The organism is Silvimonas terrae, from assembly GCF_014202765.1.
GTDB classification, from domain to species: Bacteria; Pseudomonadota; Gammaproteobacteria; order Burkholderiales; family Chitinibacteraceae; genus Silvimonas; species Silvimonas terrae.
Map to the genome: position 1 here is coordinate 186035 of NZ_JACHHN010000010.1, position 23829 is coordinate 209863.

Here is a 23829-nt window from a genome sequence, read left to right on the forward strand (position 1 = left end):
GCGAAACAGGGAAAAAGACAAGCAGGCGACAATACCAGGATAGAAGTGGACAGACCCGGCTTGTGGCCACCTGCTTGTAGACGGAGAGGCGTCAGGTGCCGTAAAAAAGCCCGCTGTTGCAGCGGGCTTTTCTGGCAACAGTTGCTTTAAAGCAAAAACTTATTCGGTGACCACACGACCTGGTTGCTGGTCAATCTGGGCCGAGAAATTCTGGGTGGCGTAGGCTGCAGCCTGGCCGGCCGTACTGGCATGCGACGGCACCACTTCCTGCGCGGCTGGCGTGAAGGCAAAGCCGGCACGACCTGGCTGCTGATCAATCTGCGACGTGAAGTTCTGCGTGGCATGAGAGGCGCGTTGCCACATCGGCAGGGCACCTTGCTGGGCAGCAGGCTGGGTATTGGTCTTGCTGTTATCGGCAGCTTGCACCGAGAAGGCGGCAGTGGCGGCAACAGCGGCAAAAACGAGGGATGCAGCAAACTTGTTCATGATATTTCTCCGTGTAGATTCAAGGTAGAACCAACGTCGTTGTTGTTTTGTTTGCGACGTTGAAGCCATGGTATGCCTCGAAAGTACGTAGAAAAACTACCGAACCGTTGTTAGTTTGTTTCCCGAATATTGATAAATGTCAGTGTCCGCTGACACGGTTGCGCGGGCTCGGTCAGCGGGCCGGAAAGGCCGCTCAACGCCAAGCCGCGCTACGCTTTGCATTGCCGCCGGTTGGGTTTTTGGTGGCCCCAACCGCTTCAATGACCCGTTTTCTGGTTGACAGCCGTCTGGCGCCTGGCCGCTTGTCGGCCCCGTCCCGATCAGTCGTCGCGGGTCAGCACTTCCAGTAATTCAATTTCAAATACCAGGTTGGAATTGGGCTTGATATGCGCGCCAATCTGCCGCTCGCCGTAGGCCAGATGCGCAGGCACAAACAGCTTGCGCTTGCCGCCGACCTTCATGCCAATGAGCCCTTGATCCCAGCCCTTGATGACCCGGCCGGTGCCGATCACGCACTGGAACGGCTTGCCGCGATCATGGGACGAATCAAATTTGGTGCCGTCTTCCAGCGTGCCGGTGTAGTGGGCGGTAATCAGCGCGCCGCGGGCGATTTCTTTGCCTTCGCCAATGACGAGGTCTTCGATGATGAGGTCGGTGCTCATGGTGAGGTGCTCTGGGGTGGTCTGGATGTCGAGGGGGATATTTTAGCGTTTTGTGGGGCACGAAGTGGTTGCTTTGCAGGGCGGTATGCAAGCAGACGGCCTTTGCTGGCAAAGGATTACTTCGTAGCCCGGATGGAGCCACCAGGCGGGAATCCGGGGTAGCGGGCGTGGGTCATATCGCTGCAGGGAAGTAGGGTGGATTCGGAGCCTTGGCGACAATCCACCATGGCGATGGTTGTTAGCGCCTGCGGCGCGGTTGGTTTGGATACCGGCGGTGGCCGGAGCACGTTACTTTTCTTTGCTTCGCCAAAGAAAAGTAACCAAAAGAAAGGCGACCCTGCGACAGCGCCCTTCGGGTTCCCTGCGCTTCTCGCAAGGCGCGGCTGGCTGCGGGAACTCGGGCTAAAGCCCTCAAACACCCCTCCGCCGAAACCCCGCGCCTTGCTGCGATGCTCGGCGCTGCCGGAGGGGAGGTACGTCAAAAGCAACGGCAACATCCAAAGCCAAAGCAACCCCACCCCGACCTCGTTATTCCCCCTTGGTGGGAATCCAGTTGCACTGCAGGCAAATAATACGAAGCCCGGCCACCGCTGCTGCCCGTTTGTTCCTGCTCAAGCAAGAACAATGAAGCGGCGGCGGCCCGTCTCCACAAGAAATCCGCGCTTCACCCCATCTCAATCTCTGCCGTGCTTTGCAACATCACAAACGGCCCGCCCAGCGTGGCGTTGTGGTGCGCAATGATGTCGCGGGCGGCCAGTTGCGGTGTGTCCATGCAGCTGTGCGCATCGCTGGCCAGCACGGTGGCAAAGCCGCGTTCGCTGGCGTCCCGACATGTACTGTCGACGCAATATTGGGTTTTCATGCCGGCCACGACCAGGCGCTTGATACCGGCTTCTTGCAACCAGTCGGCCAGGGGCGTACCGGTAAAGCAACTGGCGCGGTGCTTGTCGAATACACGGTCGCTGGCTGGGTTGAAGTCCAGCGCGTCGCTCAGTTGCCAGTTGGGGCTGCCGGCGGCAATGGGAGAACCCGCCGGGCCGGTGTGGCGTACGGCAAACACCGGCACATCGGCAGCGCGCGCCTTGCCGATCAGCAGGTTGATGTTGGCGAGCAGTGCGCTGAGCGCATGGGGGCGCTCCGGGCCGCCAACGTGGCCGACTTGCATGTCAATGATCAACAGGGCGGATTGCGGTACAGACATGGTGTTTCTCCGGTGGTGGTGCCAGACCGGGCGGGAGAAACAACAAGGCCCCGACCAGACTGGCGGGGCCTTGAATCGGGGGAGTTGCGCTCGTCACCCCGTACACGGCCCGCCGATGGCGGTCGTGGTGGTGGTGGTCGTGGTGATGGCGCAGAGGTTCATGCCTTTAACATAAGACAGCAGTAGCGCTGCGTCAACGGTGGGTTTTCAGCGCCTGTACCTGGCGGTCGTAGGCGTATTGATCGGTATGCAGCAGCTGGGCCGTGGCGCCGCCCTTGATCATCAATTGCAGCACGCCAGCCTTGAAGGTACTGCCCAGCGCCACGATGCCCATATCCTGATTGGCCTGGCTTAACTGGGTGACGAGGTGTGGCCCGGCCAAAGTGCCGTTGACGGGCGAACTTTGTGTGATGGTCTGGCCATCGGTATCAACAAAGGTTTGTTCCAGCCGCCCGGTCCAGCGGGCGTTGTTGGTGGTGACAATCTGCAGCAGGTATACCGTGCGGTCGATCTGGCCCACCCAGGTGCCATCCAGCGGCGTGGCCGCGTGGGCGGGCAGCGCCAGGCCCATGCCCAGGACCAGCCAGAACAAAAAACGCAGAAAAACCGTCATGCCAGGCTCCAGTTGCGGTGTGGCGCTCATGCTTCATTGTATGGCTTGTCCGGGCGGGAACAAGCTCATCAGCGTATCGGCCACGGCGCGCATTCCGGGCGCGTTGTTGCTCCAGCCTCAGGCCCGGGCGGCGATGGCGGCGCGGTGCTGCGCCAGAAAAGCGTGAATCTGCGCCACCACCGCCGCGCCTTCTCCGACCGCCGCCGCCACTCGCTTGACCGAGCCGGAGCGCACGTCGCCAATGGCGAACACGCCCTTGACGCTGGTTTCCAGCGCAAACGCCGGAATCTCCCCATCCGCAACGGCGTCCAGCCCGGTCGGCACAAAGCCTTTCTCATCAATCTTCACGGCGCAACCGTTGAGCCAGGTGGTGTTTGGATCGGCCCCGATAAACAGGAACACGTGGTGCACCGGCATGCTGGTGGTGGTTTCCTTGCCGGCCCGGCGGGTGCGGATCTGCACGCGTTCCAGACCGTGTTCATCGCCGTCCAGCCCGGTGATTTCCGAATACGGATGCAGTTCAACATTCGGCAGCGACTCCAGCCGCGCAATCAGGTAGCGCGACATGCTGGCTTCCAGACTGGGCGCACGGATCAACACGTGCACTTTGGCGGTGTGCGCGGCCAGGAATACGGCGGCTTGCCCGGCGGAGTTGCCGCCGCCGACCAGAATCACTTCTTCATCCCGACACAATTTGGCCTCGACCGGAGACGCCCAGTAATACACGCCACGGCCTTCAAAGCGGCACAACTGGCTGATTTGCGGCCGGCGGTATACGGCACCGCTGGCAATCACGACGGTACGTGTGGCAATACAGCGGCCGTCATCGAGTTCCAGAGCAATGGGGGAGCGATCACAGTGCAGCGTTTTGATGCCCAGTGGGATGGCGACATGCGCGCCAAATTTCTGCGCCTGCACAAACGCCCGCCCCGCTAAGGCCTGACCCGAGATGCCCGTCGGGAAACCCAGATAGTTCTCAATGCGCGAACTCGCCCCGGCCTGGCCACCGGGCGCACGGCAATCAAACACGGCCACCGACAACCCCTCTGAGGCGGCATAGACCGAGGCCGCCAGCCCGGCCGGCCCGGCGCCGACCACAATCACGTCGTACACATGCTCCGGATCAAACTCCGGCAGCAAACCCAGGTGACTGGCCAACTGGCCTTCATCCGGCGCGCGCAGCACATTGCCGTCCGGACAGATCACCAGCGGAAAATCACTGGGTCTGACCGAAATACGCGCCAGCAAATCGACGATGTCGGGGTCGGTTTCCGCCTCCATGATGGCGTGCGGATAGGCATTGCGCCGCAAGAAGCTCTGCAGCGCATGCAGTTTGCTATTGGCCTCGCCCCCCACCAGCACCAGGCCGCGCCCGCGTTCCAGCAAGCCCACGCGGCGCAGGATCAGCGCGCGCATGATGCGCTCGCCCAGTTCGGCCTCGGCCACCAGCAAGGCGCGTAACTGATGCGGTGGCAGCAACAGGGCGGTGACAGGCTCCAGCGTGAGGCCATCGGCCAGCGACGGCTTGCCAGACAGTTGGGCCACTTCTGCCGCAAACTCATTGGGCCCCTGCTCGATAATGATGGTGGAATGCCCCAAGCCATCGCGCGAGATAATCCGCACCCGCCCTTTGAGGATCACAAACAGCCCGGGTCCCGGCTGGCCAATTTCAAACATCATGGTGGCGGCCGGGTAGGCGCGGATTTCACCAAAGCGCCGCATGCGGTCGATTTCTGCCTCGGTCAGCTTGGGAAACCGCTGATGATGGCGGGATTCCAGCGGTGAGAACGGCGCATCGTCCGCGCCGGGTATGGCCTCGTTGGCGGGCAGATCGGGTTCTGCCACGGAAACGGCAGCCTGGGTCAAAGCGGTCATGGTGGAGCCTCTGGCGGTGGGGCAGGCGGGGTCTGTTTACGCGATCAGCATAGTTCACCCTGGTGGCGTTGCGGCGTTGTTACTGTCTTGACCAGCCATGCGGCACAGGGCAGCCTGCGTCATCGGATCGGGCTTGCCGCTGGTCTGAAGATGGGATGGCGGTTCTATCCCGGTGAACAAAACAGCCATGACGACGGTCTGTGAATATCAGTGGTTGATGATCAATAACGTCTCTTTGCAGGATGATTTTGCATGCAGCTCGCCGCACAACCCACGGACGTTGACCCGCATCCCGTACATGGGCAGCGCACCTTGCGCACCATTGCCGCGTTTGAGGCCCTTAAAGGGCTGGCCGCACTGGCGGCCGGGATTGGCCTGCTGAGTTTTGTGCATCACGATATCCGCCATCTGGCGCTGGATCTGATTGGTCACATCGGGCTCTCGCCCTATGCCCACTACCCGGCGGTGCTGCTGCGCTACGCCGATATCGTGCAAGACGCCAATCTGCGGTTGTTGATCCCTGCTGCGCTGGCTTATGTGTTGCTGCGCTTTGCCGAAGCCTGGGGCCTGTGGTTTGACCGGCCGTGGGCGCAATGGCTGGGTGCCATTTCTGGCGCGATCTACGTGCCGTTTGAGCTGCATCACCTCATCGACAAACCCACCGTAATCAGCGCGCTGGTGGTGCTGGGTAACCTGGGCATTGTGATTTTTCTGGCTGCGCGCGTCTGGCAGCAACGCAAAGCCCAGCACGCCCGGCCCTGACGGTTCCGGGCATGGGCCGCGCTGATCCGACACGCATTGCCGCCACGCGCTGACAGGCACGTGCCTGGCCGGCGCGTAAACCAGGTGGCATGGCACCTTTGCCCGTTGATGTGGAGAACGTCATGCCCCGAGGCGATAAATCGGCCTATACCGACAAACAAAAGCGCAAGGCGCAACATATTGAAGACAGCTATGAAGCACGCGGCGTGTCAGAGGACGAGGCCGAACGCCGCGCCTGGGCCACGGTGAATAAAGAGTCTGGCGGTGGTAACTTGTCCGGCTCTGGCCGGGGGCATGCCGAAAACCATGATTCGGCCAAAAAAGGCGGTCATCTCGGCGGCAAGGCTGCGGCAGCACGTACCCCGGAACAGCGCGCCGCTTCAGCCAGAAAAGCAGCGGCGACGCGCAAACGCAACGCCGCCGCCAAACACTAGGCCAGACTCAGGCCACGCCACCATTGGCGCGCAGCACCTGACCGTTGACCCAACCCGCGTTGGTGCCGACCAGCATGCTGACCACGGCGGCAATGTCGTCCGGCTCGCCCAGGCGTTCTAACGGCGGCAGGCTGGCAAAGTGGCCGATTTGCTCTGCTGTCTTGCCCTTGAGGAACAACTCGGTGGCTACCGGCCCCGGTGCAATGGCGTTGACGGTGATCTTGCGACCGCGCAATTCCTTGGCAAACACCCGGGTATACGCCTCTACTGCCGCCTTGGTGGCGTTGTAGGTGGCGTAACCGGGCAGGTTCATGGCCAGTGCGGTGGTCGAGAAATTGATGACGTGTCCGCCGTCCGCCAGCCGGGTTGCCGCCTCGCGCAGCGTATTGAAAGTGCCGCGCACGTTGATGTCGAACATGCGCTCAAATAACTCGTCCGTGGTCTGGGTCAGTGGTTGTACCGTCATCACCCCCGCGTTATTGACCAGCACATCCAGCTTGCCCAGCGTCTGCTCAATAGTGTCAAACAACTGGCGCACCTGAGCTGCGTTGGCAACATCCGCCTGGGTGGCAATGGCTGTGCCACCCGCAGACTGGATGCGGTCGACCAGCGCGTGAGCTTCTGTCGCGCTGGCGGCGTAATTCACCACCACCGCAAACCCGTCTTGCGCCAGTCGCAGCGCCACCGCGGCACCAATCCCGCGTGAGGCACCCGTAACGAGGGCGATTTTCTGTTGCGGCATGATCTTGCTCCGTGTGTGAGTGAGTGAGACGGATACTCCTCTCAAACGCGCGCCGGATAATCAGCCGCAACCTGGTAATATTGTTCGAATATCACTAACAATGATGTACAGAGTGGTCAGATTGTTTTTGGAAGCTGGCAATCTGACGTCAGGGTTGGCCAACCCGACGGCGCGTATAGATAGATTTGTGCACGCGTGTTAACTCAATAGCCGAAATAGCGCTTTGCGCAAACGCAAGTCATGTAGTCTGACGCCGTTTATGTAGCAAAAGGGCCCTTTGGTCAGGTCAATCCAGGGTGTTTGAAACGAGGGCGCTTGCCGCGTGTTTTTCAGGGTGAAAAACGCCTTCGGGCAAGGCAGTAGACTGGTCTATGTAAGACTAAAAGTTCAGGATAATCAGCAAGATGCGTATCTTTACCATGTTGACCCGGTTTGCGCTATTGAGAAAAATCCCACTGTCATTCTCATGACGTTGCCATGCAAATTCAAGATAGAATCGCGGCGATCCTATTTACTTTGTGAGGCAGGGCATCACCATGCAACTGCGTAGTTTTATTACAGCCCTGGCTTACGCCGCCATCAGCCTGGCTATCCCCGTCGCCCAGGCTGACACGCTTGATAACATCAAGGCCACCGGTACCATCAATGTGGGCTATCGCCAGTCTGCACAGCCGGTGTCTTTTGCCGTGAACGACAATCCGACTGGATTTGTGGTTGATCTGTGCCGCGATATCGTCGCGACCACCATCTCTGAAGCCGTCAAAAAGCCGGTCAAGATCAAGTTCATTCCGGTGACGGCGCAGAACCGTCTGACCATGGTCAAGGAAGGCAAGATCGACATGGAATGCGGTTCGACCACCATCACTGAAGAACGCCAGAAGCAAGTGGGTTTCTCGGTGGTCGATTTTGTCACCACCTCACGCCTGGTCAGCCTTGCTGGCACTAAGCCGTCGCTGCCCTCGCTGGAAGGCAAGACCCTGGCGCTCAAGGCAGGCTCCAGCCACATTGAGCTGATTTCCAAAATGGTCGGTGGCATTCATGTGCTGAGCGTGAACGACGCCGCACAAGGCATTCAGGCCGTGCTCGATCACAAGGCCTTGGCTTACCTGGACGATGAGCTGCTGATTCAGGGCGCGATCCACAAAGCCGGTCTGGATTTCAAACAATTCACGTTTAGCGACCCGCTGTCAGTGGAACCATACGGCATCGCCTTTCGCCTGGGAGACACCACCTTTGGCAAGCTGGTGAGTGCAGGGGTACGCAACAATTTCTCGCATACCGAAAAAGCCATCCGCTCGGCCGAAAGCTATTCGGCTGAACTGGGTGTACCGGTCAATACGCTGACCCGTGATGCGATTCGTTCGCCGGCGTATTCACGCCAGTGCAGCCTGATCGACAAAGGTAGCTGCTGATCCAGCGCGGCTGTGCGCGGCTGGCGCGGTTAAAACAAAACGGCAACCCGGGTGGTTGCCGTTTTGCTTTTGGAGTCGCGCTGCGAGCGTGCATACAAAAGTGTTTGTAAATCAGCTACTTTGCCGTTCATCGTCCAAACCGGTCAGGGCAGGCAGCGGGCCTTGCTCAAAACACCCACCCTTATATAGGCTTCTGTCAGTTTCTTGAAAACGTTTTCAAAGACAGAAAACAAACAGCCCAGGGGTGGAGAGCATGAGTAAACCAAGAGGCAGCACACGCCTGAAGGCACTGGTGTGCGCGCTGACGCTGGCCGGTACTGCCGCACCCGGCATGGCGCTGGATGTCTCGCCTTACTTTATGACCTGGGCGTACGGCAACAATAGTTACGCCATCACCAGTCTGATGGACGCCCACACCAAAGCCGGCCTGCAAAGCGCTACGCTCGCGTTTCTGGTCTCCAGCGGCGGCTGCGCGGTGGATAACTCCGTTTCGCAAATGCAAAGCGACCTGACGGCATTTCAGGCGGCGGGCGGGCGCGTGATCCTCTCTTTTGGCGGTGCCAATGGCACTTATCTGGAGGCCGCTTGTACCAGCACGCAGATGGCCAACCTGATCGCCGGTATTTTGCAAACCACGGGCGTGCGGGCCATCGATTTTGATGTAGAAGGCAAGCAGTTGGGCAAGGGCGGCCTGAACACGGTCCGCAATGCTGCCATTTTGCAATTGCAGCAGCGCTATCCGTCTTTGTATGTGTCCTTCACCTTGCCGGTGGCGCAAAACGGGCTGGATAGCAATGGTCTGGCGGCCGTGCAATCCGCCGCGCTGGCAGGGGTGAATGTCAGCATGGTCAACCTGATGACCATGGATTACTGCGACAGCAACTGCGGCATCAGCAATATGGGCAAGGTGGCGACGGGCTCGGCCTCCGCCGTTTACGCTCAGCTCCAGAATGTGTTTCCGGCTAAAACCAGTGGCGAGTTGTGGGGCATGATCGGCATCACGCCCATGGTTGGCGTCAATGATGATTCGTCTGAAGTCTTCAGCACCAACGATGCCAGCACCGTCGCCGGCTTTGCCCGCCAGAACGGCCTGGGGCTGCTGAGTTACTGGGCCTTGCAGCGGGACCGCGCGGGAACGGGCAGCAAGGATGATTTTTCGGATACCACGCAGACCAATTTCCAGTTTCTGCACCTGTTCCAGGCGGCGCAGACCGGTGGCGGCGGCGTCAGCACGCCCAGCCCCACGCCGACTCCCACGCCCGCACCGACCCCTGTACCCACGCCGGTGCCCACCCCTAAACCCACGCCGACGCCCACACCGGCTTCGGCCTGCTATGCGGCCTGGAATGCCAATACTGCCTACACCGGCGGTGCGCTGGTGAGCGAGAGCGCTGTCAATTACAAGGCCAACTGGTGGACGCAAGGCAATAATCCGGCCAGCAGCAGTGGTCCCACCGGCAGTGGCGAACCCTGGTCCGTGGTGGGCGATTGCCATGGCGGCAGCACGGCGACGCCGGTACCCACTCCCGCGCCTGCACCGCCGCTCTCCGCCGGCGGGTGTCCGGCCTGGCTGGATGGTGGCAGTTACGCAGTGGGGGCGGTGGTCAGCTTCAATGGCAAGACCTACACGGCGCTGGTCACCCAGACCGATTACGCCGGTGCCAACTGGAACCCGGCCGCGACGCCCTCATTGTGGAAAGCCGGCGGCACTTGCCACTAACCGGGGTGCGCCATGGCGTTGCCGGGCGCGGGGCATCACCGGGTTTATGCTGCACGAATATTCTAGAAATCCGTGACCGACCTCATATAAGCTCTTTACGGAGCGCATTGGGGAGCAAGACAACATGGGGGCGAGTGACTGGCTGGATTTGCGGCAAGACGCGCAGACCCGTATTGAGACCATGCACGCCCACTTCGAGGGCCATGCCTATGACCCGCACTGGCACGACACCTATGTGATCGGCGTGACCCGCCAGGGTGTGCAGCAATTCAACTGCCGACGTAATCGCGTCAACAGCACCCCCGGCCACGTGTTCTTGCTGGAGCCCGGTGAAATCCACGACGGCAACGCGCCGGAAAAAGACGGTTTCACCTATTACACCCTCTACATTGATCCGGACTGGCTGCACGGCACCATGGCCACGCTGTTTGAAGAGGCGCCGGGCGGGTTCGAAATGGGCTTTGCCCAGACCCTGTCGGACGACCCTGCGCTGGCGCTGGCGACCATGGGCGCGTTCAACGCACTGCATCACCAGGAGATGCGCATTGTGCGAGAAGCCAGTCTGGACCGCTTGCTGGGCAGCCTGACCGGCCACCTGTCCTGGCGTAAAACCCAACCCGATGCCCACTTGCCCGCTGCCGCCTGGCGTGCGCACGATTATCTGCACGCCCATTACATGGAAGACGTCGGGCTGGATGAACTGGCGCAAAGCGCCGGCACAGATCGCTTCCGGCTGACCCGCGCTTTCAAGGCGGCCTTTGGTGTCGCGCCGCATGCGTATCTGATCCAGTTGCGCCTTGCCCGCGCGCGTACCCGGCTGGCCCGTGGCGACACGCCAGCAGAAGTCGCCGCCGCGCTGGGGTTTGCCGACCAAAGCCACTTTGGCCGCTGGTTCCAGCGCGCCTATCGGCTCAGCCCCGCGCACTACCGCCGCATTTGCACAAAGCTTCCAGACTGACCGCACACATGTTCTGAGAATAACGGCTCAACCTGTACCAAGGAGCCGATCATGCAATCCCTTCTCCCATTTACCGTGTTTGCGCTGGTCGCATCAATCACGCCGGGGCCGGCCAATATTCTGGTGCTCTCCAGCAGCGCCCGCTTTGGGCTGCTGCCTGCACTGCGGCTGACTGTGGGTATTTGTATGGCCGCATCGTCGATTGTGCTGTTCACCGGATGGGGGCTGGGCAACGTGCTGACGGCGCATCCGGGCATCCAGACCGGGGCGAAGTGGCTGGCCCTGGCGTGGCTGTCGCATTTGTCCTGGCTGCTGTTTCGCCACCCGCCGGCCGTGCCGCAAGCCGGGGAAACCGGGCGCGGCCAGTTGGGCATGCTGGCTGGGGGCGGGTTGCAGATCGTCAACCCCAAGGTCTGGATGATGGCGCTGGCCGTGGTGAGCGTGTTTGCCGGTAACGGCCCGGACAAAACGATGCGCGTGGCGCAAATGGCGCTGATTTTTTTCGCCGCTGCCATCCTCTGCATGGCGCTGTGGGCCTTGCTGGGGCGCGGTGTGGCTGTCTTGCTGCGCTCGCCGCAGCACTGGCGCTGGCTCAATCAGGCGCTGGCGGTGTTGTTGTTACTGTCGGCCTGGTCGAGCATGCTGGGCTGAGCTTATTGCTGGGGTTTGGGCGCGGCCTGCACATTGCCGCAGCCATCCAGCAGGTCTTCTGCGTGGCCCTGATTGTGATCACTGTAGTGCCCAATCAGCACCAGTGGCCGGATGACGCTGCCATCGGCCACGCTGGCGGCAAAGGCGGTGATGTTGCCTTTATCGGCCGCCAGCTCCGGGTGAGCTTTGGCCAGACTGGCGAACACATCGGGGTCAATCTGCGGGCCCGCCAGGCGGCGCGCCAGGTAGTGCTGCACGCCGTCTGGCGTGGTCAGATCCAGCGGCTGCCAGGTGTCATTAAACTGGCTGGCGTGTACGGCCAGTTGCTTTGCCACGCCTTGTTCTACGCAACTGATATGCACATGCAACTGCCCCTGGCTGCGACCCGGGATAGAGTTGATGGCAATGCCGACGCGCTCCAGCGGTACACCGCCGCTGACCGGCTTGGCCTCGGCAAACAGATGACGCAGCCGCCAGGCTTCGGCAAACCAGTCATGCGTACCGCTTTGCCACAGCGCTTCGTTCTCGATCCCGCAGACCTTCTGCCGTGGCACCAGCAAATAGTGGTACGGCGCACGGTTGTTCTCAAAAATCCCGAATGCGTCATCATGATATGGGCAACTGGTGGCATCCGGCTGGCCGCTGTAGCACACGTGTTCCAGTACGCGCGGCAGATCATTGCGGCCCTGGCAGACCGGCTCGTCAGCGATGGCAAACGCGCTGGCAAGGGCAATGGTGGCGAGCAGATAACGAGGCGCGTACATAGAGGCTCCGGCGGGCCAGAAAGGGCCAGGATCGAACAGGTATAATGAGTACACCAGTGGGCGGCTGGTTCGCCAGAATATACCGTTGTAATGACAAGTTCGTGTGACAATCCGCCCAGTCTTTTGTCTGTCTGATCCAGTTGGGAATCGTATGCCTGTTTGCTGTCACCGCCGTGTGGTGTTGTCCTGTTGTCTGATCACCCGGAGCGCCCCATGACCACGCGCGTGCTCTCGCTGATCCCGCCCATGACGCAACTGAATACGCCGTACCCGTCGACTGCGTATCTCACCGGCTTTTTGCGCTCGCGCAATGTGACGGCGTTTCAGCACGATCTGGCGCTGGAACTGGTGCTGACGCTGTTTAGCCGCGCGGGGCTGCAACACCTGTTTGATCACATCCAGACCCACATTCCGGCGCGCCAGCGCAGTGCGGCGGTGTATCAGTTTTGCGAGCAGTTTGAGCGTTATCTGGCCACCATTGATGCCACGGTGGGCTTCTTGCAAGGGCGGGATTCCACGCTGGGGCATCGCATCTGCAACCGCAATTTTTTGCCGGAAGGCCCGCGCTTTGAGTCGCTGGATGTGTATGTCGATGAAGAGGGTGGCGATCCGCTGGCCTGGGCGTTTGGCGCATTGGGCATGCAGGACCGTGCCCGCCACCTGGCTACGCTGTACCTGAACGATATCTCGGACGTCCTGCGTGAAGCGGTCGACCCGCGTTTCGAGTTCGTGCGTTATGCCGAATCACTGGCGCAAAGCCAGCCGACGTTTGAACCTCTGGCCCAGGCGCTGGCTGCACCGACCAATCTGGTCGATGACACCCTGCATGCGTTGACTCTGGCGGCCATCGAACAGCACAAACCCACGCTGGTATTGCTGTCGGTGCCATTCCCGGGCGCGGTGTACGCCGCGTTCCGTATTGCGCAGACCATCAAGGCGCACGACCCGTCGATTGTGATCGGGCTGGGTGGCGGGTTTGTGAATACCGAACTGCGTGAACTCAAAGAACCGCGCGTATTTGATTATGTGGATTACGTGACGCTGGATGCCGGCGAGCGCCCTTTGCTGGCGCTGCTGGAGCACATTGAAGGCAAGCGCTCGCAACAGCGCCTGGTGCGCACGTTTGTGCGCAATGCCCAGGGTCAGGTCCAGTACATCAACATGATAGAAGCAGACATCCCGTTTGCCGAAGTAGGCACGCCCACGTGGGATGGTCTGCCACTGCACAAGTATCTGTCGCTGCTGGACATGCTCAACCCCATGCATCGGCTGTGGTCAGACGGGCGCTGGAACAAGCTCACCGTCGCGCATGGTTGTTACTGGAAGAAATGCAGTTTTTGCGACGTCAGCCTGGACTATATCTCCCGCTACGAGAATGCCTCGGCGGTGGAACTGGTCGACCGGATTGAGCGCATTGTCGCGGAAACCGGCCAGACCGGCTTTCACTTTGTCGATGAAGCCGCGCCACCCAAGGCGCTTAAAGCGCTGGCAGAAGAACTGCTGCGCCGTAATCTCTCTATCTCCTGGTGGGGGAACGTGCGGTTCGAGAAATCGTTCACGCCCGAGTTATGCCAGCTATTGGCTGATAGCGGCTGTATTGCGATCTCTGGCGGGCTGGAAGTGGCGTCAGACCGGTTGCTCAAGCTGATGAAAAAAGGCGTCTCGGTCGAGCAAGTGGCGCGCGTAACGCGAGCGTTTACCGAAGCCGGCGTACTGGTTCACGCCTACCTGATGTATGGTTTTCCGACGCAAACCGTCCAGGACACGGTCGACGCGCTGGAATACGTGCGCCAGTTGTTTGAAGAGGGTTGCATCCAGTCTGGCTTCTTTCACCGCTTTGCCTGCACCGTGCATTCACCGGTCGGCCAGAACCCGCAGGAATACGGCATCACGCTGGAACCACTGCCGGAAATCACCTTTGCCACCAACGACGTTGGCTTTGTTGACCCCACCGGCGTGGATCACAACTTGATGGGCGAGGCACTCAACAAAGCCTTGTACAACTTCATGCACGGCATTGCGCTGGAACAGGACGTACGCCGCTGGTTTGCCGTGCGCGTACCCAAACCGCAGGTGCCGCGTAATTATGTTGGACGGGCGTTGGGGGTGATGTAGTGCAGTAGCCCGGATTCCCGGCCTCCGGCTACACCGTGACGTGCGCCGATGACATGGACCATCCAGCAACACAGCAATGTCCTAAACTGACGGTTCGGTCCTGACAGGATGCTCCTGCCATGTACACCCTCTATGGCACCAAAACTTCTGGCGCCGCCGCCATTGAAGCGGCCCTGGCCCTGCTGGATGTCCCGTATAAAGTGGTCGATGCTGCCTCCTGGGAGCCCGGTGCGGGGCTGGACGAACTCAAACAGGTCAACCCGCTGGCGCAAATTCCCACGCTGGTCTTGCCGGATGGCAGCGTCATGACCGAAAGCGCCGCCATTCTCATCCACCTGGGGCTGGCTTATCCGCATAGTGGTTTGTTGCCCACCGATCTCTCTGACCAGGCGCAGGCGATCCGGGGCCTGGTGTATATCGCCGCGAATTGTTATGCGGCCATTGGTGTGATTGATTACCCGGAGCGCTGGGTGGTCGAGGCCAATGAAAACACACTGGCTGCCATCAAACTGGGCACGCGTTTGCGGTTACATACGCTGTGGGACATTTTTGCCGATCACTGGCCGGCCACGCCTTTTCTGAACGGTACGGCACCGGGGGCGCTGGATTTTCTGGCGGTGGTGGTGTCCAAATGGTCGGGGGCACGGGCGCATTTACAGGCATCCCGCCCGGCGTTCAGTGAATTGTTGACGCGCATTGAGCTGCATCCCGCCTTTGCCCCGGTGCAGGCGCGCTACTGGCCTTGACGCGGATCAGCACAGGGAAATGGCAGGCGCGCTAGTTTGGTGTTTTCCCGCCCAGAGAGGAGCACTGCATGTTCCCTGAATACCGTGAGCTGATCTCCAGCATGAAGAACACCGACCCGCACTTCACGCGGCTATTCAACCGGCATAACGAGCTGGACCACGCCATCAAACAGATCGAAACCCGTATGCCGGGGTACAACGATCTGGAAGTGGAGTCTCTGAAAAAAGAAAAACTGCGTATCAAGGATGAGTTGTATGTCCTGCTGAAAAAGGCCGACGCCTGAGTTGCCTCAGCGTGACCCGGCAACAAAAAACCGCAGCCTGTGCTGCGGTTTTTTGTTGGGGCCAGCGGGTTAGATTGGTTAGATTTCAAACTGGAACTTGGTAAACACCTCGGCATCGCGCGTGGTGCTGCTGCCGGTGTCGATGTTCTGGCTCCAGGTGGCCCCCAGATACCAGACCTTGAGCGCAGACCAGCGATGGGCATAAGTCAGTGATACAGAGTCGCTCTGGTAATACGACGGGGCCACATCCGTCACCAGGATGGCATTACGCCGCGTGGTTTCCCGCTGCAAGATGGCACGGGCGGAATCCTGGCCGGTGAAATGCAGCACGGTCAGCAACTGCACTGCGGTGTCCCGCAGGGCGGTATTGCCATCCGGGCCGCGTAACACGGTTTGTTCAAACCGGGGCTCGATTTCCAGCCGGTCCAGTGCCCGAAAACGCGCGTCGATCAGGGTGTACACGCCAGGGCTGACACGGTCGTTATCAATATCCACCTGATCACCCAGAATGGTCTTGGCTTCCAGAAACGGAAACCACGCCGCCGGGTTGGATTGCACATCCAGCACCACCTGGTTGAAGCTGTGCAACTGATCACCCGCCGCCACGCGCTGCGCCATGGCCGGATGGTATTCCAGCTCAATGGACGTATTGTGCGGGCCGTAGAGGGTCACACCGGGTGCAAACAAGCGTTGCACGGTGCTGCCGTCATCGGTGGTGACAGATTGCTGGACCTGCACGTACGGGTCGATCTCGCTCCAGTCGCCGCCCAGACGCGTTCTTTGCACCAGTTGCGCGGTCAGTTGCCGGTAGCCGGATTGTCCGAAGAAACCTGTGTCATCCCGAAAATGGTCGGACACCTGCTGGTATGTCAACGAGGGCTCCCAGTCTGGTGTCTTGCGAATCCAGTCCACCAGCAAGTCCGAACCGCCTTGTGCTGCACCTTTGTGCAACAGGCCGTCATCGCCAGCCAGCGCAGACGTGCTGGAGACCAGCCACTGTGCCCGCACCCGGTCGCCTGCGGCGGAGCGCCAGACCACATCCGGGCCGATCACGGCGTTGTCTCCCAACCCACCCGCGTAATTGCGTGCGGTAAACAGCCCGCCAATGGAGAGGTTGTCCAGATACATGCGGGCGCGGCCAAAGGCCACGTCAGATTCCGGCTGATTCACGGTATCTGTGGTGAAGGCGTGCGGAATCAGCACCTGACTACCGCCGGTATCATTGGCGGCCATGATGGTGGCTTCAGTGTTGTCGTCTCGCCGCGTGGCGCGCAAACCCCAGTCGGGTTGGGTAATGGCGCGGGTGTAGAGCGCTTTGGGGCCGTTGCCACCTTGTTCATTCATCAAGGTGGGCGATTCCAGGATATCGCTGCTTTCCAGAAAGAACGGACGTTTTTCCTGCAGTTGCAGGGCAAATTGCGCGTTGCTGGTCAGTTGCGGGACATCCAGTTCGATCTGTGAGAAATCCGGCTTGAAGGTGGCGTCTACGACCCAGGCGGCGTTGGGTTGCCATTTCAGATCAAAGCCGGCGTCCAGATGCCAGGATTGTTGCGCCGGCATACCCGCCACGCTGTCACGATCGGCGCGCAAGGTGAACTGCGGGCGGACAGACAGATTGTTGCTGGGTGCAGCGGCTTTGAGCTGATCCAGCGGGGTCATCAGCGCCAGCATGTTGGTGGCCGTTTGCAGCAGCGGCACACTCAAAAACAGGTAACTCTGATCACGCGGATAACTGCGCATGATCTGGAACTGCCAGCTCTTGGTGGCGTTGTCGGTAAAGCGCAGCTCTGTGAACGGAATGCGGATGACCGCAGAATATCCATCCTTGAGCATGGCCGTTTTGGCATCGACTTCAAAATCGGGGGAGAAATCCGCGTTGTCGGTATCCGCGCTATACGTGCCGTCAGCAATCACCCCGCGCGGGTTCACCCGCACAAACAGGGCCGATTTACCCGCGCCGATCGGGTCCAGATAGACAGCTACAAAGTCCTGGTTGGTTTTGACATTGTCCCGTCGCACCAGCGGCGCGCGGATGTTTTCCGGGTGCGGGTCATAAGCGCGAATCCCGAAATACACCGCTTTGGCGTCATACAGCACGCGCACGGTGGTACGCACGGGTGCCACCTGGCCATCTACGGGCTGGTATTCCCAGAACTGGTCGTATTCTGTTGCCGCTTGCCAGAGCGGGTCGTCCAGCGTGCCGTTGAACACCACGCTGGCGCCGTCAGGCACATGCAGTGCAGCGCAGGTGGTGTTGGCAAGTGCGGGCGTATTGAGCGTCGCCAGCGCCAGCAGGGCACAGGCCGGCCAGCGTTTGAAAAGAGTGGAGATCATGGAGCGGTTCTTGTTGTTATTGTTTTGCGGCAATGTGTCGTGCGGGTGCGCGCCGGCACGCCGGCCTCCAGGGCCGGCGTACCGCGTGCATGAAGGCAGTCAGGCCTCGATCAGTCCGCGTTTGCGCAACATGGGCGCGGCCACTGGTTCTTTGCCGCGGAAGGTGCGGAAAGCCAGTTTTTGCTCGCGACTGTTGCCGGCGCTGTAGATGTAGCGGTAAAGCTTGTCGGAGAGGGCCGGATCAAACGCATTACCGGCTTCTTCAAAGGCTTCAAACGCTTCTGCTTCCAGCACTTCCGCCCACATGTAGACGTAGTAGCCGGCGGCGTAAGACTCATCCGCAAACAAGTGCCGGAAATACGGCAGGCGATGCATCATGCCGGCTTCCGGCGGTACGCCAAGGCGCGCACGTTCAGTGGCTTCAAACGTGGCGATATCCACGCCATCCGGATCAGTCTGCTGGTGCAGTGCCAGATCAATCAGCGTGCTGGAGGTATAGCGAACCGTCTCAAAACCCTGGTTGAAGGTGCGCGAAGCTTGAATGCGTGTAACCAGTTCTGCCGGAATACTCTGGCCGGTTTGATAGTGGCGGGCGTGCTTTTCCAGCACTTCCGGCACCAGCGCCCAGTTTTCCAGCAGTTGCGACGGCAGCTCAACGTAGTCTTGCGGCACATTGGTGCCGGCAACCCGGTTGTAGGTGACGTTGGACAACAAGCCATGCAGACCGTGGCCGAACTCGTGGAACAGCGTGCGCACGTCGTCAAAACTCAGCAGGGTCGGGCCGTTGCTGGCTTTGGCAAAGTTGTTGTTGTTGACCACCACCGGCAGTTTCACCGCGCCATTCTTCGACTGGCCGCGATAGATATGCATCCACGCTCCGCCGCGTTTGCTGGCGCGGGCGTAGTTGTCAGACAAAAACAGCCCCATCACCGCGCCGTCACGGCTGACTTCAAACAGACGCACGTCCGGGTGATACAGCGGCACGTCGTGGCGCTCGGCAAAGCTCAGGCCAAACAGGCGGCCGGCGCAATCAAAGGCCGCGCCCAGCATGGCATCCAGGCTGAAATACGGCTTGATCTCGGCGTCGTCCAGATCGTATTTGTCGGCGCGCACTTTCTCGGCCAGATAGAACCAGTCCCAGGCTTGCACGGTGTCTGGCTCGCCCAGCTTGCGGGCAATGGCTTCAAGCTCGGTCTTTTCTGCGGCGCAGCGGCGCTTGGCCGGTTCCCACACTTGTTCCAGCAGGGCGTAGACGGCTTCTGGCGTGCCGGCCATGCGATCAACCAGCGCGAAATCGGCAAAGTTCTTGTAACCCAGCAAGATGGCTTTTTCATGGCGCAGGGCCAGAATTTCACGCGCTTGCGGGCTGGTTTCCCGGCCTGGTGTTTCGCCACGGCTCACCCAGGCTTTCCAGGCCGCTTCACGCAGATCACGGCGGGTGGCGTAGCTCAGGAAGGGCACAATCAAGGAGCGGGACAAGGTAATGACGTAGCCATCCACATGGCGTTCACGCGCAGCGCTTTGGGCGGCATCCCGCAAGAACGCCGGCAGACCGGCCAGTTCTTCTTCTGTGTTCAGCACCAGTTTGTATTCGGCCTCATCGGCCAGCACGTTCTGGCTGAACTGGGCGGAGAGTTCTGCAATACGGCTGGCGATCCAGGCAAAGCGGGTGCGGTCCGCGCCGGCCAGTTTGGCGCCGGTACGGACGAAATCCGTGTACACGCGGTCTAGCAGACGGCGCTCTTCTTCGGTCAGTTCCAGTTGCTGGCGTGCCTGGTAAATGGCATCCAGACGGACAAAGAAACCCTCATGCATGCCCACGCGGCTGGTGTGCGCCGCCAGTTTGGGCGCCATTTCCAGTTCAACGGCCTGTAAGGCCGGGCTGGCTTCAGACAAGGTGAGGTTTTCAAACAAGAGTTGCACGCGCGTCAGGTGCGCGCCGGCGGCATCAAACGCGGCCAGCGTGTTGGCAAAATCGGGCGCAGCGGGGTTGGCCGCAATGGCGTCGATTTCGGCCAGGTGTTCTGCAAACAGGGTGTCAAACGCCGGCGCAAAATGCTCGGCCTGGATCAGGTCAAACGGCGGCAACTGGTGCGGGGTGGCCCAGTCTTGCAGCAGCGGATTGCTGGAAGTAGTCATGGTGTTCTGGCCTTTTGGGCTGTTCTAAAGCGATTTTGCTTGGGTTAGCGGCACACTTTGCCAGTATTGTTTGAGATGGGTCAAAGCCCGAAAGACAGATGTGATACTCCGCGCTACACATGACCCCGCCTGGCACTGCAATGGTGCTGTTTCTTTGCAAATGTGATCTGAATAGAGGCCCTGACGGTGACATGGCGGCAAGGATGGCAGGCCGACTACAATGAGCAGGACATTGACATACAAGAGGCCGTAGCCATGAGTCTGGCAGACGTGATCGAGCAGGGTTGGAAAGACCATGCCCGCCAACCACAGCAGGTGGCCGAGGTTTTGCGCAAGGTGGCGCATCAGGCCGACAACGCGCAAGACGCTGCCGACTTGCTGCGCCTGGCGACCCATCTATTTGGTCAGCATCTGCATGATTGGTCAGCCGCACGCCAGATGGCGGAAACCGTGTCGGCGCGGCTACCGGCAGATGCCGACCGCACAGGTGTGCTGATGAGCGTGGCTGTCGCCCAATGGATGGCCGGCGATGCGGCTGCCGCGCTCACCAGCCAGAGCCGTCTGATTGCCTTGGCGCCGACACAAGCGCTGGTGACGCACATTCGCTTTAGCGCCCAATTGGTCCAGGGGCTGGTGGCGGACAAGCGCCTGGCCGAGGCGGCCCATCTTTATGACGCCTTGCTGCAATTGGCCGGGTCTGCTGGTGCCGAATCTGGCAGTGATCGCGCGCTGGCAGTGGCCAGCAATAACCTGGCCTCGCAATTGCTGGACGAAACCGTGCTGGAAGAGGCGCAAACCCTCTTGATGCTGCGGGCTGCCGAAGCCGCCTTGTTGTTCTGGCAGCGCGCCGGAACGTGGCTCAACCAGGCGCGCGCGTATTTTCTGCTGGCGCTGGTGCATAACAAGAACGCGCAGGGTGGAACCGCGCGCGAGCACGCGCAGAGCGGCCTGGCATTGATTGCGCAGCACGAGCCCGCACCGGTGGATGAAGCCTTTCTGCGGCTGGCGCTGGCCCATGCCTTGCATCTGGAGGGAGAGACGGCCGCCAGCCGTAGCGCACTGGCACAGGCTGATGCGCTGGCGGCAGACTTTATCGACGCCGGCCGGCAAGCCTGGTATGCCGAAGCGCGTGCGCGGTTGCCGCTGATGTGATGTTGCAGCGCAATAGTGACGTTGGCATATCGGTCGGAATGTCAAACCACTATTCACGGCAAGGGCTTCAGTTCATTTGCCTTTTCCCAAAGCAAGGCGAACCTGAACAAGGCATGATCTTGCTCAATTAACGGTTGCAGCGGGTGCCGTTGGCGCACCCGCAAAAGACCGCTTGATCGCGTATAAACTATACCAACGGCATTAAATGGTGGGCGGCGATCCCGTTCTGACCAGGCCGAAACCAGCCGCCCCGCGCGGTGAGCACAGGACACTCAAAATGCAGACATTCTTGATTGCGCCGACCCGGCAAAACGTGGGGCTGACTTCCGTATCGCTGGGCGTAGTGCGTGCCTTGCAACATCAGGGCCTGAAAGTGGGCTTTGTGAAGCCGGTGGGCCAGGATCACGGCGACATCGAGCGCTCTACCCACTTTGCCAACACCATCTGCCACATCAAGAGCCCCACGCCGCTCTCCACCGCGCAAGTGGTGGCACGTGTGGTGGCCGGCCAGAATGACGAGTTGCTGGAAGACGTGGTGGGCCTGTGCATGACTGCAGCCCTGGGTGTGGATGTACTGGTGATCGAGGGCCTGCACATTGACGCCAGCAACCCGGTGACGGCGCGCCTGAACGATGAAATTGCCCGCAGCATGCAGGCAGAAATCATCCTGGTCTCCAATGCGTCCGTGCCGGGCGCGGCGGCAGAGTCTCGCGTCACGGGCCGCCAGTTGCAGAACGAAGGCCGGCGCGTAGCGGGGGTGATCTTCAACAAAGCCCCCGCCAGTTTTGATGCGGCCTCTGCCCAGTACGAACTGGACGGCATTGCCCTGTGGGGCGTCATCAAATACGACGCCAGCCTGATGGCCCCGCGCACGCTGGACGTCGCGCGCCACTTGAACGCAGAAATTCTGATTGAAGGTGAACTGGCCACCCGCCGCGTGCAGGAAACCGTGATCAGCGCGCGTTCTGTGCCAGAAGTAGTAGAACGCATGAAGCCTGGTGCGCTGATCGTCAGCGCCGGCGACCGGGACGACGTCATGCTGGCTACCGCATTGGCTGCCAGCAGTGGCATCCAGTTGGCTGGTTTGCTGCTGACCCACTCCAGCACGCCTGATCCGCGCATCCAGGCGCTGGCCACGCTGGCGCTCAAGAGTGGTATTCCGGTTTTGCGTACCGACACAGATAGCTACGGCACCGCCGAACGCATCAGCCGCGTGCCGCCTGCCGTCGCGGCCGACGATACCGAGCGCATGAATCTGGTGCTGGATGCTGTGGCCGACCAGTTGGGCACTGTCCACCTGATGAACGCGGTAAAGGTCGCGCCCTCTACCCGCATGTCGCCGCCGGCATTCCGCTATCAGCTGATCCAGAAAGCGCGCGCCCACAAAAAACGTATTGTCCTGCCAGAGGGCGAAGAGCCGCGCACCATCAAGGCTGCCGTGGTGTGTGAAGAAAAAGGCATTGCCCACTGCGTACTGCTGGGCAAGCGCGCCACCATTGAAGCTGTGGCCGCCGCGCAGGGCGTGTTGCTTCCGGCCAGTCTGCAAATCCTGGACCCGGACGAAATCCGCCAGGACTATGTCGCACCCATGGTGGAACTCAGAAAGAGCAAGGGCCTGACCGATATTCAGGCGCTGGAGCAATTGGGTGACTCCGTGGTGCTGGGCACCATGATGCTGGCCGTGAACAAGGTCGACGGTCTGGTTTCCGGTGCGATCCATACCACCGCCAGCACCGTGCGCCCGGCCCTGCAACTGATCAAGACCGCACCGGGTTCGTCGATTGTGTCGTCGGTGTTCTTCATGCTGATGCCCGATCAGGTGCTGGTCTACGGCGACTGCGCCATCAACCCGAACCCCACAGCGGAGCAACTGGCTGAAATTGCCAAACAAAGTGCCGACAGCGCCTCGGCCTTCGGGATTGATCCCAAGGTGGCCATGATCAGCTACAGCACCGGTAAATCTGGCGCAGGCGTAGATGTGGATAAAGTGCGCGAAGCCACCGAACTGGCGCACGTTAAACACCCGGAACTATTGCTGGATGGCCCGCTGCAATACGACGCCGCTTCCACCGCCGACGTCGCCGCGCAAAAAGCGCCGGGCAGCAAGGTGGCGGGCCAGGCCACCGTGTTTGTGTTCCCGGACCTGAATACCGGCAACACCACCTACAAAGCCGTGCAGCGCAGCGCGCACGTGGTCAGCGTTGGCCCGATGCTGCAGGGCCTGCGCAAACCGGTGAACGATCTTTCGCGCGGTGCGCTGGTCGATGACATTGTGTTCACCATTGCGCTGACTGCGATTCAGGCCCAGCAGATGGCGGGGCGAGTTGCGGGGTAAGGTTGCAGGGATGAAAAAAGCCGGCGGTTGCCGGCTTTTTTCATATAGATGCCACTTCGTAGCCCGGATGAAGCGTAGAGGGAATCCGGGGTTGCGCCGCACGCAATATCGATTGCAGCCATTTTCAAAGCCCACAAGCCAATTCTGCCCACATTGCCACCCCGGATTCCCGGCCTTCGGCCTCCATCCGGGCTACGACGCTGGTCGCGATTCCGGCGCAGCAGATGGCGGGGCAAGGTTACAGGGATGAAAAAAGCCGGCGGTTGCCGGCTTTTTTCATATAGATGCCACTTCGTAGCCCGGATGAAGCGCAGCGGGAATCCGGGGTTGCGCCGCACGCAATATCGATTGCAGCCATTTCAAAGCCCACAACGCCAATTCTGCCCACATTGCCACCCCGGATTCCCGGCCTTCGGCCTCCGTCCGGGCTACGACGCTGGTCGC

At 60.6% G+C, this 23829-nt stretch carries 20 protein-coding genes; 11 read left to right on the forward strand and 9 right to left on the reverse strand.

What is annotated here, in order from left to right; translation table 11 throughout:
• Window positions 1–159 precede the first annotated feature (159 nt).
• From HNQ50_RS20005 to HNQ50_RS20025, 5 genes are all read right to left on the reverse strand, one after another.
• Complete coding sequence (locus HNQ50_RS20005; RefSeq protein WP_184102989.1) at window positions 160–486, reverse strand: hypothetical protein; 327 nt, start codon at window positions 484–486, stop codon at window positions 160–162.
• Window positions 487–806: 320 nt separating this feature from the next.
• Complete coding sequence (locus HNQ50_RS20010) at window positions 807–1148, reverse strand: FKBP-type peptidyl-prolyl cis-trans isomerase (RefSeq protein WP_184102990.1); 342 nt, start codon at window positions 1146–1148, stop codon at window positions 807–809.
• A gap of 664 nt (window positions 1149–1812) precedes the next feature.
• On the reverse strand, window positions 1813–2349 hold the full coding sequence (locus HNQ50_RS20015; protein ID WP_184102991.1) for a cysteine hydrolase family protein: 537 nt from the start codon (window positions 2347–2349) through the stop codon (window positions 1813–1815).
• 193 nt (window positions 2350–2542) lie between these two features.
• Window positions 2543–2962 carry a hypothetical protein gene (locus tag HNQ50_RS20020; protein WP_184102992.1) on the reverse strand — a complete coding sequence of 140 codons (420 nt, stop codon included), beginning with the start codon at window positions 2960–2962 and terminating at the stop codon, window positions 2543–2545.
• A gap of 117 nt (window positions 2963–3079) precedes the next feature.
• Window positions 3080–4837, reverse strand: a complete 1758-nt coding sequence (locus tag HNQ50_RS20025) for an FAD-dependent oxidoreductase (protein WP_184102993.1) — start codon at window positions 4835–4837, stop codon at window positions 3080–3082.
• A 252-nt stretch (window positions 4838–5089) separates the two neighbouring features.
• Between HNQ50_RS20025 and HNQ50_RS20030 the strand changes: the two genes are divergently transcribed.
• Window positions 5090–5599: a DUF2127 domain-containing protein gene (locus HNQ50_RS20030; RefSeq protein ID WP_184102994.1), complete on the forward strand. Its 510-nt coding sequence runs from the start codon at window positions 5090–5092 to the stop codon at window positions 5597–5599.
• Between the two features lie 122 nt (window positions 5600–5721).
• Window positions 5722–6033 (forward strand): plasmid stabilization protein, encoded by a 312-nt coding sequence (locus tag HNQ50_RS20035; RefSeq protein ID WP_184102995.1) that lies wholly within the window; start codon window positions 5722–5724, stop codon window positions 6031–6033.
• 7 nt (window positions 6034–6040) lie between these two features.
• Here the strand turns inward: HNQ50_RS20035 and HNQ50_RS20040 are convergent, their stop codons facing one another.
• On the reverse strand, window positions 6041–6775 hold the full coding sequence (locus tag HNQ50_RS20040) for an SDR family oxidoreductase (protein ID WP_184102996.1): 735 nt from the start codon (window positions 6773–6775) through the stop codon (window positions 6041–6043).
• A 536-nt stretch (window positions 6776–7311) separates the two neighbouring features.
• Here HNQ50_RS20040 and HNQ50_RS20045 point away from each other — a divergent pair.
• The 4 genes from HNQ50_RS20045 (at window position 7312) to HNQ50_RS20060 (ending at window position 11516) form a co-directional block, all read left to right on the forward strand.
• Complete coding sequence (locus HNQ50_RS20045) at window positions 7312–8187, forward strand: transporter substrate-binding domain-containing protein (protein ID WP_184102997.1); 876 nt, start codon at window positions 7312–7314, stop codon at window positions 8185–8187.
• Between the two features lie 253 nt (window positions 8188–8440).
• A complete protein-coding gene (locus HNQ50_RS20050) occupies window positions 8441–9907 on the forward strand; it encodes a carbohydrate-binding protein (protein ID WP_184102998.1) in 1467 nt (488 codons plus the stop codon).
• Between the two features lie 124 nt (window positions 9908–10031).
• A complete protein-coding gene (locus tag HNQ50_RS20055) occupies window positions 10032–10865 on the forward strand; it encodes an AraC family transcriptional regulator (protein WP_184102999.1) in 834 nt (277 codons plus the stop codon).
• A gap of 51 nt (window positions 10866–10916) precedes the next feature.
• On the forward strand, window positions 10917–11516 hold the full coding sequence (locus HNQ50_RS20060; protein ID WP_184103000.1) for a LysE family translocator: 600 nt from the start codon (window positions 10917–10919) through the stop codon (window positions 11514–11516).
• Window positions 11517–11518: 2 nt separating this feature from the next.
• Here the strand turns inward: HNQ50_RS20060 and HNQ50_RS20065 are convergent, their stop codons facing one another.
• Complete coding sequence (locus HNQ50_RS20065; RefSeq protein ID WP_184103001.1) at window positions 11519–12280, reverse strand: CDP-diacylglycerol diphosphatase; 762 nt, start codon at window positions 12278–12280, stop codon at window positions 11519–11521.
• A 213-nt stretch (window positions 12281–12493) separates the two neighbouring features.
• On the opposite strand from HNQ50_RS20065, the gene HNQ50_RS20070 reads away from it, so the two are divergent.
• From HNQ50_RS20070 to HNQ50_RS20080, 3 genes are all read left to right on the forward strand, one after another.
• Entirely contained in the window at window positions 12494–14395 is a 1902-nt protein-coding gene (locus HNQ50_RS20070) for a B12-binding domain-containing radical SAM protein (protein WP_184103002.1), read from the forward strand.
• 119 nt (window positions 14396–14514) lie between these two features.
• Complete coding sequence (locus HNQ50_RS20075; RefSeq protein WP_184103003.1) at window positions 14515–15141, forward strand: glutathione S-transferase family protein; 627 nt, start codon at window positions 14515–14517, stop codon at window positions 15139–15141.
• A 68-nt stretch (window positions 15142–15209) separates the two neighbouring features.
• Entirely contained in the window at window positions 15210–15425 is a 216-nt protein-coding gene (locus HNQ50_RS20080) for an HP1242/YdcH family protein (protein ID WP_184103004.1), read from the forward strand.
• Between the two features lie 78 nt (window positions 15426–15503).
• Here HNQ50_RS20080 and HNQ50_RS20085 read toward each other — a convergent pair whose 3' ends face one another.
• Both HNQ50_RS20085 and HNQ50_RS20090 read right to left on the reverse strand, forming a co-directional pair.
• Complete coding sequence (locus HNQ50_RS20085; RefSeq protein WP_184103005.1) at window positions 15504–17759, reverse strand: carbohydrate binding family 9 domain-containing protein; 2256 nt, start codon at window positions 17757–17759, stop codon at window positions 15504–15506.
• Between the two features lie 99 nt (window positions 17760–17858).
• Window positions 17859–19898, reverse strand: coding sequence for a M3 family metallopeptidase (locus HNQ50_RS20090; RefSeq protein ID WP_184103006.1), 2040 nt, complete (start codon window positions 19896–19898; stop codon window positions 17859–17861).
• Between the two features lie 255 nt (window positions 19899–20153).
• On the opposite strand from HNQ50_RS20090, the gene HNQ50_RS20095 reads away from it, so the two are divergent.
• Window positions 20154–21050 (forward strand): hypothetical protein, encoded by an 897-nt coding sequence (locus HNQ50_RS20095; RefSeq protein WP_184103007.1) that lies wholly within the window; start codon window positions 20154–20156, stop codon window positions 21048–21050.
• A 277-nt stretch (window positions 21051–21327) separates the two neighbouring features.
• On the forward strand, window positions 21328–23385 hold the full coding sequence (gene pta / locus HNQ50_RS20100) for a phosphate acetyltransferase (protein WP_184103008.1): 2058 nt from the start codon (window positions 21328–21330) through the stop codon (window positions 23383–23385).
• The last annotated feature ends 444 nt before the right edge of the window (window positions 23386–23829 follow it).